The organism is Nocardioides currus, assembly GCF_003057875.1.
In the GTDB taxonomy this organism is placed as follows: domain Bacteria; phylum Actinomycetota; class Actinomycetes; order Propionibacteriales; family Nocardioidaceae; genus Nocardioides; species Nocardioides currus.
This window is the reverse complement of sequence record NZ_PYXZ01000005.1, coordinates 57797-73903: the sequence shown is the minus strand read 5'-3', so window position 1 is coordinate 73903 and position 16107 is coordinate 57797. Positions and strand designations below refer to the sequence as shown.

Below are 16107 nucleotides of genomic sequence, written 5' to 3'. Positions count from 1 at the left end.
TACGACGTCCGGGGCTCAGCCCCGGACCGAGTCGCTGGTCTCCACGGCGTCGCTCGAGCGGGTGACCACCTCGGCCGCGGGGACGTACGCCGCCGGCCGCAACGACCTCGGCAGCCAGCTCGCCCGGCGCCGCACCCGGGGACCGACCCCGTGGTCGAGCGCGGCCTCGATCGCCAGCACGTCGCGCATCGCCTGCTCGGTGTCGACCGAGGCGCCGGAGCGGGAGTAGCGCGCCCGCTCGACCTGCTCGACCAGCCGGTCCATGGCGCGCACGGCGTCGGGGTTCTGCTCCGGTCCGCGACGGGGTCGTTCGGCGGTCGCGGCGTCCGGGTCGTCCGTCGCTCCGAACCGGTCGGACAGCCACGCTCCGGTGGCGCGGGGCGAGCGGCCGTGCGGCCAGCCGAGGCCGAGGTCGACCGCATGGTCGCGCAGCTCCGCCCACAGCTCCTCGATGCCGCCCAGCAGGCGGCGGTCGCGGCGTTGGCGACGTACGAACGAGGGGAGGAGCACCAGCGCGGCGAGGAGCAGGACGCCCAGCGCCACCAGCACCACCGTGACCCAGCGGAAGCCCGACCCGTCGTCGGTCGCGGTGCCCGCGTCCGGGGTCGCGCCGCGGGTGGGCAGGAGCTCGGTCGACCTGCTCGCGCTCGGCGACGGCGTCTCGGAGGCCTCGGGCGCGAGGTCGACGCTGGTGTAGTCCGGCACGCTGCCGGCGCGGTCGGACGGCGTGGGCTCGAAGCGAACCCAGCCGGCGCCGGGGAAGAAGAGCTCGGGCCAGGCGTGCAGGTCGTGGGCGGAGAACTCCCACTGGTTGGGTCCGGCCGCCTTGGAGTTGAGGAAGCCGACGGCCACGCGGGCCGGGATCCCGATGATCCGCGCCATGATCGCCATGGCCGCGGCGAACTGCTCGCAGTAGCCGACTCGCCCCGACTCGTCGAGGAACGAGCTGAGGTCGCCCTGGTCGTTGCCGTCGAGGGCGGCGGTGCTGTACTCGAAGCCGCCGTCCTCGCGGAACCACTGCTGGAGCGCGCGGGCCTTGCGGAAGCGGGTCGACTCGCCGCCGGTCACGGACGCTGCCAGGCTGCGGATCTCGCTGGAGACGTTGGTCGGCACCTCGAGGTAGGCCGAGCGCACCGAGGCGGCGCCGGAGACGGCGGTGTCCATCAGCGCCGGGTCCGGATCGACCTGGACGCCGGTGAACTGGTAGGTCATCCCGGCCGTCGTGACGTCCTCGTCGATGCTCATGAAGTCCATCGTCGAGGTGTCGTAGCGCCAGTCGCCGATCACCGACATCGAGGAGACCTGCGGCGTCGTGGGCAGCCACTCCGAGCGGAAGTCGTCGGCGATCCGCACGTGGTACTGCGTCTCCTTGCGGGCCGTGGCCGACGCGACCCCGGTCAGCGCGGGCATCTCGCCGCGCGCCACCTGGGTCTCGGGGATGTCCCGATCGCCCGGCGTCCACGTGTCGCCGTTGAAGCGTGTCAGCGTCGCGAGCCGGAAGTAGGAGGGGTTCTTCTGCGAGGTGGTGACCCACATCAGCGGGACGTCGACGCCCCGGTTGAGGTCGCGCCGCAGGTCTACCATCGGGTCGGCCACCTCGATCTGCCGCGTGCCCGGGCCGCTGCCCTCGAAGAGGGTGACGTTGAGGGTCGGCACCAGCAGCGGGAGGGCGAGCGCGAGGGTGGTCGCGGTGGTGCCGATGGCCAGCGCCGAGCCGCGTACGGCGCCCGTCCGCACGCCGAAGGCCGCTGGGTCGTCCTCCCCGTCGCGCCCGGGCTGGCTGCCCATGCCCCGACCCCAGCGCGCGACCTGCTCGGCGTGGACGAGGTAGAGCAGGCTCAGGAAGCCGACCGCCATGGCGATGAACGTCAGCCAGGAGACGCCGTTGCCGGTGATCGAGACCGGGACGCTGTAGACCGCGAGGAGCAGCAGCCCGGCCAGCGGGATCCGGCGCAGGGCACCGGCCAGCAGGTCGACGGCGATGAAGGTCCCGACGCCGGCGCTGAGCAGGATCGGCGTGATCGGCGGGGCGTTCGAGGGGATGGGAGCGAGGTAGGCCTGCGCCGAGGTGATCGCGTCGCCGTAGGAGGTGAGGAAGTCGGTGATGGTCGCGGGGGTCGGGATGATCGACCCGGTGACGGCGCCGAGCACGCACGCGGCCCCGACGACGACCTGCACCGCGAGCGGCACCGCGAGGGGGAGCCGCAGCCAGCGCCCGGCTCCGCCGATGGCGGCGAGCAGGGCGCCGATGAAGAACAGGGGGATGGTGACGGGGGCGGCCTCGGCGACGAAGGTGCGCCACGACAGCAGCGTGACCCAGGTGGTCGCAGCCGCGACGGCCGCCAGGCCGACGGTGAAGGCGAGGGGCGCGCGGGTGCCGCCCACGGGTGTCCGGTTCATGAGTCGACCTTCTGCCGGTTGGCGAGGCGACCGAGCTCCTGCCACACCACCTCGAGGTGGTCACGCGGTCGCAGGGTCACCGCACGCCAGCCGGTGCTGGCCAGTGCGGCCGACGTCGCGCCGGTGCCCGAGGGGGCGAGGTGGGGCGCCCACGCGTCGACGTCGAGGACGATGACCGCCGAGGTCGCGGCGTGGTGCTGGAGCCGGTTGAGGAACCGGCCGTCGCCGTCGCCGATCCCGCCGAGCACCGCGATCAGCAGGCCGCCGTGGCCGGACTCGGCCAGCCAGGCGGTGTCGAGGTGCGGTGAGTTCTCCATCTGCACGACGGCCAGCGCCTCGAGCAGTGGTGCGGTGTTGACCGAGGCCGAGCGCGAGTGCCACACGGTGCCGGGGTCCTCGCCGGACGCGGTGACCAGCCGCACGGCGTAGCCGCGCTGGCTGAGGTGCACGGCGACCGACGCAGCGGCCGAGACGGCCGCCTCGAGCGAGGACGCGATCCCCTGGCCGCGGTGCGAGATCAGCCGGTTGTCGAGGAAGACGGTGGCCCGTGACTGCCAGGGCTGCTCCTCGCGCCGCACCATCAGCTCGCCGACCCGCGCCGAGCTGCGCCAGTGGACGCGCCGCAGGTCGTCGCCGCGGCGATACTCCCGGACGGTGACGTCCTCGGCGCTGCCGATGGCGAACGCCCGCGGCCGGTTGTCGCCGGAGCCGGTCCAGGCACCGCCGAGCGGGATCCCGGGCAGGGCCACGGTCCGCGGGGTGACGGTGAGGGGAGCGGTCGTGTGGAACGCGCGGCCCAGCTCGATCAGGCCGAACGGGTCGGTGACGCGCACCGACATCGGTCCGATCTCGAACTGCCCGCGCACGTCCGAGCGCACCTGGTAGGTCACGTGCCGGCGCCAGCCGTGCCCGATGCCCTCGAGGACGAAGCGCGGGCGGGTGCCGAGGACGTAGGGCAGGTGGTCCTCGAGGAGGAGGACACCGGTGGGCGTGCGGGCCTCGTTGGTCAGCGTCAGCTCGACCTTGGCGGTCTGCCCGGCCGCCACGAGCTGGGGCGACACGGTGCGGGTCAGGGCGAGCCGGTAGCGCGAGCGCCCGATCCAGAGCGCGGCCAGCAGGGGGAGCGCGGCGACCAGCACGCCGACGCGGACGAGCGGCGTCTGGCCGACGATGACCGCGCAGACGATCGTCGTCACGCCGGCAGCCAGGAAGACCCGTCCGCGGACGGTCAGGCCGGCGAGCGCCTCACGCACGGCCGGCTTCGGGGACCGGCACCCCGGCGACGATGCCGTCGAGGATCGTGGTGGCCGCGCGGCCGCTCATCGCGGCCTCGACGCTGGGCAGCAGGCGGTGGGCGAGCACGGGGCGGGCGAGCCCGTGCACGTCGTCGGGCAGGACGTAGTCCCGGCTGCTCATCGCGGCGACGGCCTTCGCCGCGCGCACGAGGTGCAGGGTGGCGCGGGGCGAGGCCCCGAGGTGGAGCTCGGTCGAGCTGCGGGTGGCGGTGGTCAGTGCCACGGCGTAGCGCTGGACGGCCGGGGAGACGTGGACGTGGCCGACGATCTCGGTCAGCTTGCGGATCTCGCCGGCGTTGGTGACCGGCTCGAGGTCGTCGAGCGGGTTGAGGGTGGTGTGCGAGTCGAGCATGGCGATCTCGGCCGCCTCGACGGGGTAGCCGATGGACACGCGCGCCATGAACCGGTCGCGCTGCGCCTCGGGCAGGGCGTAGGTGCCCTCCATCTCGATCGGGTTCTGGGTCGCGATCACCATGAACGGCTTCTCGAGCATGTAGGTCATGTTGTCGACGGTGACCTGACGCTCCTCCATGCACTCGAGCAGCGCCGACTGCGTCTTGGGGGAGGCGCGGTTGATCTCGTCGCCGACCACGATGTTGGCGAACACGCCACCGGGGCGGAACTCGAACTCGCGGCTGTCCTGGTTGAACACCGAGACCCCGGTGACGTCGGAGGGCAGCAGGTCGGGGGTGAACTGGATGCGCCGCACCGTCGAGTCGATGCTGCGGGCGAGCGCCTTGGCCAGCTGCGTCTTGCCGACGCCGGGCACGTCCTCGATCAGCAGGTGACCCTCGGCCAGCAGCACGACGAGAGCCGCGGAGACGACGTCGGGCTTGCCCTCGATGACGCGCTCGATGTTGGACCTGACCTGCCCGACGACCCGCGCCAGGGTGTCCAGGTCGGCGCCTCGATCCATCTGGCCTGCGAACGACGTACTCACGTGGTGCCCACTCCCTCGTCCCGTCCCGCCTGCGCGGGTGATGCGCCAACCGTATGACGCCTGCGCAACATACCGGCCGGATCGCTGCCACCTTCCCCACCTTTCGCCCCACTTTCCCCCACCGATGGGCACGGGCTCCTCCACTTCCCTCCACCGGGCGCCCCGCGAGCCCGGCCGGTCGCCGTCTCCACGCCCAGGACGCGCTCGGCACGCGGCGTACGGCGCGATCCCGCCCGCTCGGCACCGGGCGCCGTACGGCGGGAAAACGGCACGAAGGGAGGGCGAAACACGCGAAAGATGGTTGACGGTGGAGCGATGTGGAGTAATGTGGTGCGAAGTGGGGGACAGGGTCGATCTGCCTCATCGAGCGGGGGAGGTGCCGGATGTTCTTCGGCACCTACACGCCCAAGCTCGACGAGAAGGGCCGCCTCTTCCTCCCGGCGAAGTTCAGGGACCAGCTGACGGAAGGGCTCGTGGTGACCAGAGGTCAGGAGCGCTGCCTGACGGTCTGGTCCATGGCGGAGTTCGAAGGCATGACCGACCGGCTCAGGGCAGCTCCGGTGACCAACAAGGGCGCGCGTGACTACGTGCGCATGTTGTTCGCCGCGGCCTCCCAGGAGGTGCCGGACAAGCAGGGCCGCATCTCGATCCCCGGATCGCTGCGGGAGTACGCATCGCTCACCAAGGACGTCGTCGTCATCGGCTCGATGAACCGCATCGAGATCTGGGACCCGACGGCCTGGAACACCTACTCGGAGGAGCAGGAGCAGAAGTTCTCCGAGCTCAGCGACGAGGTATTCCCCGGCATCTAGCACCACCCGCTCCCGCGGGACACAACACAACAGCTGGCGACATCCGCAGGACCCGGTCTCGTGTCCGCTCCCTCTCGTCTTCTGACTCACCTTCCCCGGTGTCAGACGGCACTTCCCTGGGGGAGCGGGCAGGGACCAGGCCCGGCGGCTGGCCAGCCAGTCATGCAGCAAGTCAGCAGCAATCCATCAACGTCGTGGGGTCGAGATCATGAGCAGCACCGCATTCACTCGCAGCGTGGCCGGTCGGCCACCGCGGGTGCGCGAGCAGGCTCGCGACGCCGTGGCGCTGATGGTCTTCTCCGCCGCCACCTCGGCCGGGCTCACGGCGACCCTCTTCGTCCTCACCCACCTGGGCCGGTAGGCGCCGACCATGCCCGCTCCCAGCCACGCTCCGGTGCTCCTCGACCGGGTCGTCGCTCTCCTCGAGCCTGCGCTGACGCGCGGGGACGGCGAGGGCGCCGTCCTGGTCGACTGCACCCTCGGCCTCGGCGGCCACAGCGAGGCCGTGCTCCAGCGGATCGAGGGCGCGCGGGTCATCGGCATCGACCGCGACACCGCGGCCCTCGAGCTCGCCGGCGAGCGGTTGGAGCCGTTCGGTGACCGCTTCACCGGCGTGCACGCGGTCTACGACGAGATCGCCGACGTCGTGCGCGACCAGGGCCTCTCCCACGTCGACGCCGTCCTCTTCGACCTGGGCGTGTCGTCGATGCAGCTCGACGTCCGCGAGCGCGGTTTTGCGTACGCCGCCGACGCACCGCTCGACATGCGGATGGACGGCACCACCGGACCGACCGCTGCCGACGTGCTCAACACCTATCCCGCCGCCGAGCTGATCCGGGTCCTGCGTGACTACGGCGAGGAGAAGTTCGCCAAGAAGATCGCCTTCGCCGTCGTCCGCCAGCGCGAGGTCGAGCCGTTCACGACGAGCGCCCGCCTCGTCGAGCTGCTCTACGCGGAGATCCCGGCCCCCGCGCGCCGTACCGGCGGACACCCGGCCAAGCGCACGTTCCAGGCGCTGCGCATGGAGGTCAACGACGAGCTCGCCGTGCTGCACCGTGCGATGCCGGCCGCGATCGAGGTCATCGGCGTCGGTGGTCGCGTGGTCGTCGAGTCCTACCACTCGCTGGAGGACCGCCTGGTCAAGCGTGCGTTCACCGCCGCCTCGCGCCTCGACGTGCCCGAGGACCTGCCGTTCGTGCCCGAGGGCAGCGAGCCGGCGCTGCGCCTGATCACCCGTGGCGCCGAGGTTGCCGACGAGCAGGAGATCGAGCACAACCCGCGTGCCGCGTCCGTGCGGCTGCGCGCCATCGAACGAGTCCGCCCCTCCCTTCCCCAGGCCACCCGAGGAGCCGCACGATGAGCAGTCCCGCCGTCCAGATCCGCCACCGCGTCCCGCGCCTGATCAACAGCAAGGCGTCGGCCGCGGTCGAGAAGGCCCGGCTGACGGTCGTGCCCCGGGCGCGCACCCGGGCCCCCAAGGTGCCGTTCGTGACGCTGGTGACCCTGGTGCTCATCAGCGGCGTCGTCGGTCTCCTCCTGTTCAACACCTCCATGCAGCAGGCGTCCTTCGCCGCGACGTCGCTGGAGGACGAGGCCACCAACCTCGCGGCCCGCGAGCAGACGCTCCAGATGGAGCTCGAGGACCTCCGCAACCCCCAGCGGGTGGCCATGCAGGCGCAGGACATGGGCATGGTCGTCCCGGCTGCCCCGACCTTCCTGGGCCTCGACGGCACGGTCCGGGGCGAGAAGGTCCCGGCCCTGCCCGAGAACAAGCTCGACCTCACGCCGCCGGCCCCGATCAAGCCGAAGATCCTCGCGCCGGAGCCGACGGTCGTGAAGGTGACCGCCGAGCCGACGCCGACCACGACGGAGACCGGCAAGAACAAGGCCGGGAAGAACAAGGCCGGCAAGAACAAGGTCGACCAGTCGGCCCAGGGGCGACGCAGCCGCTGACGGCGCGCCATCCCCGGACGCGCTCCTCGCGCGCCTAGATTTTCACCCACCACCCCTGGACGGAGTCACGTTGCCCCACGAGACCAACGGACCGGCACCGCGCTCCCGCACGGACGCGCGTCGCGCCTCGCCGCGCCTCCGTCTCCGGATCGGGCTCGTCCTGATCGCGATGGTGCTCTCGTTCTTCGGTGCGCGGCTCGTCCAGCTGCAGGGCATCGACCCCAAGTCGTACGCCGCGATGGCGGCCGCCGAGAGCGTCGAGAACGTGATCCTGCCGGCCGAGCGCGGCGACATCCTCGACCGCAACGGGCTGCCGCTGGCCGACTCGATCCACGGCAAGATGGTCGTGGCCGACCCCTACATGACGACCGACGACGCCCCGGCGCTCGCGACCCTGCTCTCCCAGCGGCTCGACATCGACTACTTCACGACCCTCACGCGCCTGCGCAAGGAGGGCACCCGCTACCAGTACCTCGCGCGGCGCGTGCCGAGCACGCTGGCCAACGACGTCCTCGCCGAGCTCCGCGAGGCCGGCTACAAGGGCATCACGCTCGAGGACGACCCGATCCGCGACTATCCCGGCGACGACGTGGCCGCCAACCTGCTCGGCTTCATGGGCACCGACGAGCCGCTCGGTGGCTTCGAGCGCACCTTCAACGCGCAGCTCGCCGGCACCGACGGCAAGGCGCGCTACCAGTCGGGCGGCGGCAACCGCATCCCGCTGGGCGAGAGCACCGTGGTCCCGGCGAGGAACGGCACGCCGCTGACGACCACGATCGACCAGGACCTCCAGTGGTTCACCCAGCGGGTCCTCAACCAGACGCTCAAGCAGTACCGCGCCAAGAGCGGGTCGATCATCGTGATGGACTCGCGCACCGGCGAGATCATGGCGTTGGCCGACGGCCCGACGTTCAACGCCAACAAGGCCCTCGACGCCGACGAGGACGACCTGGGCTCCCGCGCCATCAACGACGCCTACGAGCCGGGCTCGGTCGAGAAGGTGCTGACCGCAGCCGCACTGATCGACGCCGGCAAGGTCACCCCGCGCACCAGGATCCGGGTCCCCTCCTCCCTCGCGCGCCAGGACCGGGTGATCGGTGACTGGTTCGACCACGGCAACATCCGGCTCACCCTCGCCGGTGTGATCGCCAAGTCGTCCAACATCGGCACCGTGCTGGCCGCCGACGCGTTCAGCCCCGTCGACCTCGTCGGCTACCTCCAGAAGTTCGGCCTCGGCCAGCGCACCGACATCGGCATGCGCGGTGAGACCCCGGGCATCCTGACGCCCGGCGACGTGATGACCTCGCAGCAGAAGGACCGCGTCGCGTTCGGCCAGTCCGTGTCGGTCAACGTCGTCCAGATGGCCGCGGCCGTCAACACGATCGCCAACGGCGGCGTCCGGGTGTCGCCGAGCCTGATCAAGGGCTCGGCCACGACCGAGGACGGCACCGTGGTCGGCACCGACGTCGCCACTCGGACGCGCGTGGTCAGCGAGAAGGCCGCCCGGCAGACCGCGAAGATGATGGAGCGCGTCGTCGACGAGAACGTCGGCGTCGCCCCTCGCGCCCAGGTCCCGGGCTACCTCGTGGCCGGCAAGACCGGCACCGCCCAGCGCGTCGCCCCCGAGTGCGGCTGCTACGACGGCTCCACCAGCGTCTCCTTCGGCGGTTTCGCCCCGGCCGACGACCCGCGCTTCACCGTCTACGTCGTGGTCCACGCCCCCCAGGGCGAGGCCGGCGGCGGCTCGGTCGGTGGTCCTGCGTTCTCCCGGGTCATGGGCTACGCACTGGGCCGCTACCGCGTCCCGCCGACCGGCGGCAAGCCCTCGCGGCTTCCTGTCGAGTGGTGAGCACGCAGCGATACCCTCCGCTCGTGTCCGCTGAACAGCCCGGCCTCCCGGGGCGCCCCACGGAGCCGGTCGCGACCGCGTGGACCGACCTCGCCGGGTGGCTCGGGTCTCTGACGTCCGTGACGACGCACGGGCCGGAGGCGGCGGACGTCACCGGCGTCTCGCTCAGCACCCAGCGCATCAGGACCGGCGACCTGTACGCCGCACTGCCGGGCGCCCGCGCGCACGGAGCCGAGTTCACGCCGGCCGCGCTGGCCGCCGGTGCGGTCGGCGTGCTCACCGACCCGGCGGGCGCCGCGCTGCTCCCGCCCGACACCCCCGCACTCGTCGTGGACCAGCCGCGTCGTGTGCTCGGACGACTGGCCGCGCACGTCTACGGCGAGCCCGCGGCCGGGATGACGATGATCGGCGTCACCGGCACCCAGGGAAAGACGACCACCACCCGGCTGCTCGAGGACGGGCTGGAGGCCATCGGGGTCACCGGCGCCGTGATCGGCACGGTCGGCACCCGCGTCGCCGGCTCCGACATCAAGACCGCGCTGACGACCCCGGAGGCGCCCGACCTCCACGGGCTCTTCGCGCTGATGCGCGAGCGTGACGTCGAGGTGTGCGCGATGGAGGTGTCCTCCCACGCGCTCGTCCTCGGCCGGGTCGACGGGGTGGTGTTCGACGTGGCGACCTTCCTCAACCTCGGGCGCGACCACCTCGACTTCCATGCCGACGTCGACGACTACTTCGCCGCCAAGGCGTCGCTGTTCACGCCGGAGCGCGCACGGGTGGGGCTGACCAACGTCGACGACGAGTTCGGCCGCCGGCTGCTGGACACGGCGACCATCCCCATGCACACCTACTCCACGACGGGGGCCGCCCACTGGCGGGCCGTGGACGTCGAGCTCGCCGGCGACGGGGCGACCTTCACGGTGCTCGGTCCGGACGGCCAGCGGGTCCCGGCCCGGGTGCCGGTCCCGGGCGCCTTCAACGTGTCCAACGCCCTGGCGGCCATCGCGTCGGCCGCGATCGCCGGCCTCGACGTGACCCTCGTGGCCGCGGGCATCGGGCAGGGCCACGGCGTCCCCGGCCGCCTGGAGCGGGTCGAGGCCGGTCAGGACTTCGTGCTGGTCGTCGACTACGCGCACAAGCCCGACGCGGTCGAGGCCGTGGTCGCGACCCTGCGGCCGCTGACCGACGGTCGCGTGATCGTCGTGCTGGGCGCGGGCGGCGACCGTGACCCCGGCAAGCGCCCGATCATGGGCGAGATCGCCGCCCGGCTCGCCGACGTCCTGATCGTGACCGACGACAACCCCCGCACCGAGGACCCCGCCGCGATCCGCGCGGCCGTGCTCGCGGGCACCCGTGACGGCGCCGCCGAGGTGCTCGAGATCGGCGACCGCCGCGCCGCGATCGTCGAGGCCGTACGCCGCGCAGCGCCCGGCGACGTCGTGCTGGTCGCCGGCAAGGGCCACGAGACGGGGCAGGAGGTCCACGGCGAGGTGCACCCCTTCGACGACCGCCTCGTCGCACGCGAGGCCGTCGAGGCGGTCGGTCGATGATCGCCATGACCCTCGCCGAGATCGCCGAGGTGGTCGGCGGCACCGTCCACGGCGACCCCGCGAGCGAGAGCACCGTCGTCACCGGTGGTGCCTTCGTCGACACCCGCACCCCCGAGGCCGACGGCCTGTTCGTGGCGATCGCGGGGGAGCGCGTCGACGGGCACGACCTCGCCGAGCAGGCGATCGCCGCCGGGGCCGTGGCCGTGCTGGGCAGCCGGCCGACCACGGCGCCGACCGTCGTGGTGGACGACGTGGTGGCCGCGCTCGGCGCGCTGGCGCGGCATGTGCACGACTCGTTGACCGACCTGGCGACGTACGCCCTGACCGGCTCGCAGGGCAAGACCGGCACCAAGGACTACCTCGCCGCGATCCTCGAGGGCGACGGACCGATCGTCGCCACCCGCGGCAACTTCAACAACGAGATCGGCGTCCCGCTCACGGTGCTGCGTGCCGGCGCCGACACCAAGCACCTCGTCGTCGAGATGGGTGCGCGCGGCATCGGCCACATCGCGCAGCTGTGCCGCATCGCCCCGCCCGACGTCGCGGCCGTCGTCAACGTCGGCACGGCGCACATCGGCGAGTTCGGCAGCCGCGAGGCCATCGCCGTCGCCAAGGGCGAGATCGTCGAGGCCCTGACCGCCGAGGGGACGGCCGTCCTCAACGCCGACGACGCGCTCGTCGCAGCCATGGCGCCCCGCACCACTGCGTCCGTGGTCACGTTCGGCGCCGGCGGCGACCTGCGCGCCACCGAGGTGAGCACCGACGAGCTCGGTCGTCCCTCCTTCGACCTCCAGTGGCGGGGGAGCGGTGCCACCGTCCACCTCGGCCAGCTCGGGCTGCACCAGGTCGAGAACGCGCTGGCTGCCGCCGCGATGGCGCTCTCCGGTGGCCTCGACCTCGATGCGGTGGCGGACGGGCTGACCGACGCCCGGCCGCCCTCGCGCTGGCGGATGGAGGTGCACGAGCGCGCCGACGGCACGGTCGTGGTCAACGACGCCTACAACGCCAACCCGGAGTCGATGGCCGCCGCGTTGGCGGTGCTCGACGGCATCCGCGAGCGGTCCGGGCGCCGGACCATCGCGGTGCTGGGCGAGATGTTCGAGCTCGGCGAGGGCGCGGTCGAGGCCCACCGCGCGGTCGGCCGAACAGCTGCGCGGGCCGGCGTCGACGTGCTCCTCACGATCGGGGACATGGCCTCGCGGATGGCCGAGGCCGCCCGCGCCGAGGCCGGCTGGTCGGGTGAGGCGATCGTCACGGCGGGGCATGCCGAAGCGGTCGCATGGTTACGACAGAATGGGTCGGCTGGAGATGTCGTCCTGGTGAAGGCATCGCGCGGCGCCGCGCTGGAGCGCGTCGCCGAGGCCGTGCTCGACGAACCGATGACCGACGAACCGTCGGACGACACCCCCGCTGAAGGGAGCAGAACCCCGTGAGAGCAATCCTGCTCGGTGGCGGCCTGTCCCTGCTGATCTCGCTGCTCGGCACCCGCTACGCCATCGTGGTCCTGGCCCGTCGTGGCTACGGCCAGGAGATCCGCGACGACGGTCCGACGACCCACCACACCAAGCGGGGGACGCCGACCATGGGCGGCCTCGTCATCATCTTCGCCACGGTGGTGGGCTACTTCGCGGCCAAGCTGATCACCATGCAGGCGCCCACGGCCTCGGCGATGCTGCTGCTCTTCCTGTTCGTGGGCCTCGGCACCGTCGGCTTCCTCGACGACTTCATCAAGATCAGCCGCCAGCGCAGCCTCGGCCTGCGCAGTCGCGCCAAGCTCATCGGGCAGACCCTGATCGCCGTGGTCTTCGGCTTCCTCGCGCTCTCGCCGGCGCTCGAGGACGAGCGGGGGAGGACCCCGGCGTCCAACCACATCTCGTTCATCCGCGACTACGAGGCGTTCGCGCTGCCGACGGTCCTGGTGATCGTCCTGATCTGGTTCGTGGTGACCGGCTTCAGCAACGCCGTCAACCTCACCGACGGCCTCGACGGCCTCGCGACGGGCTGCAGCATCCTGGTCTTCGCCGCCTACACGCTGGTCAACATCTGGCAGAACTCCCAGTCCTGCGCGATCGAGGCGGGGGCCAAGTGCTACGAGGTGCGCGACCCGCTCGACCTCGCGGTGGTCGCCGCCGCGATCACCGGCGCCTGCTTCGGCTTCCTGTGGTGGAACGCGTCCCCGGCGCAGATCTTCATGGGCGACACCGGTTCGCTCGCGCTCGGCGGGGCGATGGCCGGCTTCGCGATCATGACCCGCACCGAGCTGCTGCTCGTCATCATCGGCGGGCTCTTCGTCGCCGTCACGCTCTCGGTGATGATCCAGGTCTCCGTGTTCAAGGTCAGCCGCGCCAGCGGGCTGTTCCGCGCGGTCTTCCGGGTCCAGCCCGGGCACCGGGTGTTCCGGATGACGCCGCTCCACCACCACTTCGAGATGCTCAACTGGGACCAGGTCACCATCGTGATCCGCTTCTGGATCATCACCGGCCTCTGCGTGGCGACCGGCGTCGGCATCTTCTACGCCGAGTGGGTCGCGGGCATCGGATGAACCACCCATGACCAGCCCCGATCTCGACGCCCTCGGCCGTCACACCCCGTGGGACGGGGTGCGCGCGGTCGTGGCCGGCTTCGGCGTCTCCGGCTACGCCGCGGCCGACAACCTGCTCTTCCTGGGCGCCTCGGTGACGGCGCTCGACGAGACCACCACGGCCGAGAAGGCCGAGAAGGCAGAGCTCCTCGAGACCCTCGGCGCCACGGTGCGGCTCGAGGAGGGAGCGACCGACACGCTCCCCGACGACGTCGACGTGCTGGTCACCTCGCCCGGCTGGAAGCCGTCGGCCCCGCTGCTGGCGCAGGCCGCCGCACGCGGGATCCCGGTCTGGGGGGAGGTCGAGCTCGCCTGGCGGCTGCGCGACCCCGAGCACGCCGCCCCGTGGCTCGCCGTCACCGGCACCAACGGGAAGACCACGACGGTCCAGATGCTCGACTCGATCCTGCGCGCGGCCGGCCTGCGCAGCGCGGCCGTCGGCAACGTCGGACGCCCGGTCGTCGAGGCCGTCATGGACCCCGAGCCCTACGACGTCTTCGCCGTCGAGCTCTCCAGCTTCCAGCTGCACTACACCCAGTCGATGAGCGCCGAGTCCGCGGTGGTGCTCAACCTCGCCGAGGACCACCTCGACTGGTACGACGGCCCGCACGCCATGGCCGACTACGCCGGCGACAAGGGGCGGATCTACGAACGCGTGCAGCGTGCCTGCGTCTACAACGTCGCCGACCCCGAGACCGAGCGGCTGGTGATGGAGGCCGACGTCGTCGAGGGTGCCCGCGCCATCGGCTTCACGCTCGGGATGCCCGGCGTCGGGATGGTCGGTGTCGTCGAGGACTTCCTCGCCGACCGCGCGTTCATCGAGGAGCGGTCCACCACGGCCGCCGAGCTGTGCACGATCGCCGACCTCGCCTCGCCCGCGCCCCACTTCGTCGCCAACGCGCTGGCCGCGGCGGCGCTGGCCCGCTCGCACGGCGTCTCGCAGCAGGCCGTGCGCGACGGCCTGCGCGCGTTCACGCCCGACGGCCATCGCATCGCGCACGTCGCCGAGTCCGGTGGCGTGACCTGGGTCGACGACAGCAAGGCCACCAACCCCCACGCCGCCATGAGCTCGCTCCAGGCCTACGAGTCGGTGGTCTGGGTCGCGGGCGGCCTCGCCAAGGGCGCGCACTTCGACGACCTCGTGCAGTCGGTGCGTGGTCGGTTGCGCGGGGCCGTGCTCCTCGGTCGGGACCGCCCGGTGATCGCCGAGGCCCTTTCGCGACACGCCCCGGATGTGCCCGTCATCGAGATCGGCGACGGGGAGACTGGGGCACCGATGGACCGCGTCGTCGACGCAGCCGCACGCCTCGCCCAGCCCGGCGACACGGTGCTGCTCGCGCCGGGATGCGCCTCCATGGACATGTTCACCAACTACGCCGCCCGCGGGGACGAGTTCGCCGCTGCGGTCCGGCGCCGGCTGACCGGAGACTGACGAGGAAGGGGGAGCCCGATGGCCACCACCACCCCCGTCGGGGGGCCCGTCGAGACTCCCACCGACACCTCGGCCCGGCCCCGTCCGCTCGCCGGCATCCGGCACGGCATCGAGAGCCTGCGCGCCGCGCTCGACCGGCCGCTGTCGTCCTACTACCTCCTCCTCGGCGCCTCGGCCCTGCTGCTGACCATCGGGCTGCTGATGGTGCTCAGCGCCTCCAGCGTCTACAGCCTCAAGACGTACGACGACTCCTACGCCGTGGTGAAGCGCCAGCTGCTGTGGGTGGTGCTCGGCGTCCCGTGCGCCTTCATCGCCTCCCGGCTCTCGCAGGGGTGGGTGCGCGGCCTGGCCTGGCCGGCCTACCTCGTCTCGCTGACCCTGCTGCTGCTGACCGCCTTCTTCGGCGACGAGCGCAACGGCAACCAGAACTGGCTCGCCGTCGGCCCGATCGCGATCCAGCCCTCCGAGATCGCCAAGCTCGGCCTGATCCTGTGGGCGGCCAACGTCTACGCCCGCAAGGAGCGTCGCCTCGGCAGCGTGCACCACGTGATGATCCCCGTCGTCCCGGGCATGCTGCTGGCGACCGGCCTCGTCGTGGTCGGCCACGACCTCGGCACCGCGCTGGTGCTCTTCGCCATCCTCCTCGGGATGCTCTGGGTGGTCGGCGCGCCCGCGCGGCTCTTCGTCGTCTGCCTCTCGATCGTCGGCGCGGTCGCGGTGTTCCTGGCCGCGATGGACACCGAGCGGCTCTCGCGGATCACCAACTTCGTCGACCCGTTCAAGGACTACCAGAACACCGGCTGGCAGCCGGCCCACGGCCTGTACGCGCTCTCGACCGGCGGCTGGCTCGGCCAGGGCATCGGCGCGTCCAACCAGAAGTGGGGCTCGCTGCCGGAGGCCCACACCGACTTCATCTTCGCGGTGCTCGGCGAGGAGCTCGGCCTCGTCGGGACGCTGCTGGTCATCGGGCTGTTCTTCACCATCGCCTTCGCGGCGCTGCGCGTCGCCAGCCACACCGAGGAGCCCTTCGTCCGCTACATGACCTTCGGCATCGTGGTCTGGCTGGTCGGCCAGATGGTGATCAACGTCGGCATGGTGCTCGCGGTGCTGCCCGTGATCGGCATCCCGCTGCCGTTGGTGTCGTACGGCGGATCGGGACTCCTGCCGTCGCTGGTGGCCCTCGGCCTGGTGATCGGCTTCGCCCGGCGTGAGCCCGAGGCGGCACGCGCCCTGGCGGCCCGCCGTCGCAACCGCTCCGCAGGGCTCTCGGCCGGTCCCCGCACCGACCGATAGGT

At 72.1% G+C, this 16107-nt stretch carries 13 protein-coding genes; 10 read left to right on the top strand and 3 right to left on the bottom strand.

Annotated features, from left to right (window positions below; all coding sequences use genetic code 11):
* Positions 1 to 15: 15 nt before the first annotated feature.
* From C7S10_RS12430 to C7S10_RS12420, 3 genes are read right to left on the bottom strand one after another with little or no spacing between them, the layout of a single operon-like run.
* Positions 16 to 2400 carry a transglutaminase TgpA family protein gene (locus C7S10_RS12430; protein ID WP_108344758.1) on the bottom strand — a complete coding sequence of 795 codons (2385 nt, stop codon included), beginning with the start codon at positions 2398 to 2400 and terminating at the stop codon, positions 16 to 18.
* Entirely contained in the window at positions 2397 to 3653 is a 1257-nt protein-coding gene (locus tag C7S10_RS12425) for a DUF58 domain-containing protein (RefSeq protein WP_108344757.1), read from the bottom strand. Before C7S10_RS12425 ends, C7S10_RS12430 begins: the two co-directional genes overlap by 4 nt.
* Positions 3646 to 4584 carry an AAA family ATPase gene (locus C7S10_RS12420; RefSeq protein WP_423802715.1) on the bottom strand — a complete coding sequence of 313 codons (939 nt, stop codon included), beginning with the start codon at positions 4582 to 4584 and terminating at the stop codon, positions 3646 to 3648. Before C7S10_RS12420 ends, C7S10_RS12425 begins: the two co-directional genes overlap by 8 nt.
* A gap of 434 nt (positions 4585 to 5018) precedes the next feature.
* Here C7S10_RS12420 and mraZ point away from each other — a divergent pair, with 434 nt between their 5' ends.
* From mraZ to ftsW, 10 genes are all read left to right on the top strand, one after another.
* A complete protein-coding gene (mraZ, locus tag C7S10_RS12415; protein ID WP_108344755.1) occupies positions 5019 to 5447 on the top strand; it encodes a division/cell wall cluster transcriptional repressor MraZ in 429 nt (142 codons plus the stop codon).
* 208 nt (positions 5448 to 5655) lie between these two features.
* Entirely contained in the window at positions 5656 to 5808 is a 153-nt protein-coding gene (locus C7S10_RS22230; RefSeq protein ID WP_165807137.1) for a hypothetical protein, read from the top strand.
* Between the two features lie 9 nt (positions 5809 to 5817).
* Positions 5818 to 6807 (top strand): 16S rRNA (cytosine(1402)-N(4))-methyltransferase RsmH, encoded by a 990-nt coding sequence (gene rsmH, locus C7S10_RS12410; RefSeq protein WP_108344754.1) that lies wholly within the window; start codon positions 5818 to 5820, stop codon positions 6805 to 6807.
* Entirely contained in the window at positions 6804 to 7400 is a 597-nt protein-coding gene (ftsL, locus tag C7S10_RS12405) for a cell division protein FtsL (protein ID WP_108344753.1), read from the top strand. The genes rsmH and ftsL overlap by 4 nt, the downstream gene beginning before the upstream one ends.
* A gap of 70 nt (positions 7401 to 7470) precedes the next feature.
* Positions 7471 to 9249 carry a peptidoglycan D,D-transpeptidase FtsI family protein gene (locus C7S10_RS12400; RefSeq protein WP_243395341.1) on the top strand — a complete coding sequence of 593 codons (1779 nt, stop codon included), beginning with the start codon at positions 7471 to 7473 and terminating at the stop codon, positions 9247 to 9249.
* 23 nt (positions 9250 to 9272) lie between these two features.
* Complete coding sequence (locus C7S10_RS12395) at positions 9273 to 10799, top strand: UDP-N-acetylmuramoyl-L-alanyl-D-glutamate--2,6-diaminopimelate ligase (RefSeq protein ID WP_108344986.1); 1527 nt, start codon at positions 9273 to 9275, stop codon at positions 10797 to 10799.
* A complete protein-coding gene (locus tag C7S10_RS12390; RefSeq protein WP_108344752.1) occupies positions 10796 to 12232 on the top strand; it encodes a UDP-N-acetylmuramoyl-tripeptide--D-alanyl-D-alanine ligase in 1437 nt (478 codons plus the stop codon). Before C7S10_RS12395 ends, C7S10_RS12390 begins: the two co-directional genes overlap by 4 nt.
* Positions 12229 to 13341, top strand: coding sequence for a phospho-N-acetylmuramoyl-pentapeptide-transferase (mraY, locus tag C7S10_RS12385; RefSeq protein ID WP_108344751.1), 1113 nt, complete (start codon positions 12229 to 12231; stop codon positions 13339 to 13341). Before C7S10_RS12390 ends, mraY begins: the two co-directional genes overlap by 4 nt.
* 7 nt (positions 13342 to 13348) lie before the next feature.
* A complete protein-coding gene (gene murD, locus C7S10_RS12380) occupies positions 13349 to 14812 on the top strand; it encodes a UDP-N-acetylmuramoyl-L-alanine--D-glutamate ligase (RefSeq protein WP_108344750.1) in 1464 nt (487 codons plus the stop codon).
* Positions 14813 to 14830: 18 nt separating this feature from the next.
* Positions 14831 to 16105, top strand: coding sequence for a putative lipid II flippase FtsW (gene ftsW, locus C7S10_RS12375; protein ID WP_108344749.1), 1275 nt, complete (start codon positions 14831 to 14833; stop codon positions 16103 to 16105).
* Positions 16106 to 16107: the final 2 nt, after the last annotated feature.

Excerpts from the sequence above, each read along its gene's own strand:
- C7S10_RS12430 (WP_108344758.1), bottom strand. The coding sequence starts at position 2,400 with ATGAACCGGACACCCGTGGGCGGCACCCGCGCGCCCCTCGCCTTCACC.
- mraZ (WP_108344755.1), top strand. The coding sequence starts at position 5,019 with ATGTTCTTCGGCACCTACACGCCCAAGCTCGACGAGAAGGGCCGCCTC.
- C7S10_RS22230 (WP_165807137.1), top strand. The coding sequence starts at position 5,656 with ATGAGCAGCACCGCATTCACTCGCAGCGTGGCCGGTCGGCCACCGCGG.
- rsmH (WP_108344754.1), top strand. The coding sequence starts at position 5,818 with ATGCCCGCTCCCAGCCACGCTCCGGTGCTCCTCGACCGGGTCGTCGCT.
- ftsL (WP_108344753.1), top strand. The coding sequence starts at position 6,804 with ATGAGCAGTCCCGCCGTCCAGATCCGCCACCGCGTCCCGCGCCTGATC.
- C7S10_RS12390 (WP_108344752.1), top strand. The coding sequence starts at position 10,796 with ATGATCGCCATGACCCTCGCCGAGATCGCCGAGGTGGTCGGCGGCACC.
- murD (WP_108344750.1), top strand. The coding sequence starts at position 13,349 with ATGACCAGCCCCGATCTCGACGCCCTCGGCCGTCACACCCCGTGGGAC.
- ftsW (WP_108344749.1), top strand. The coding sequence starts at position 14,831 with ATGGCCACCACCACCCCCGTCGGGGGGCCCGTCGAGACTCCCACCGAC.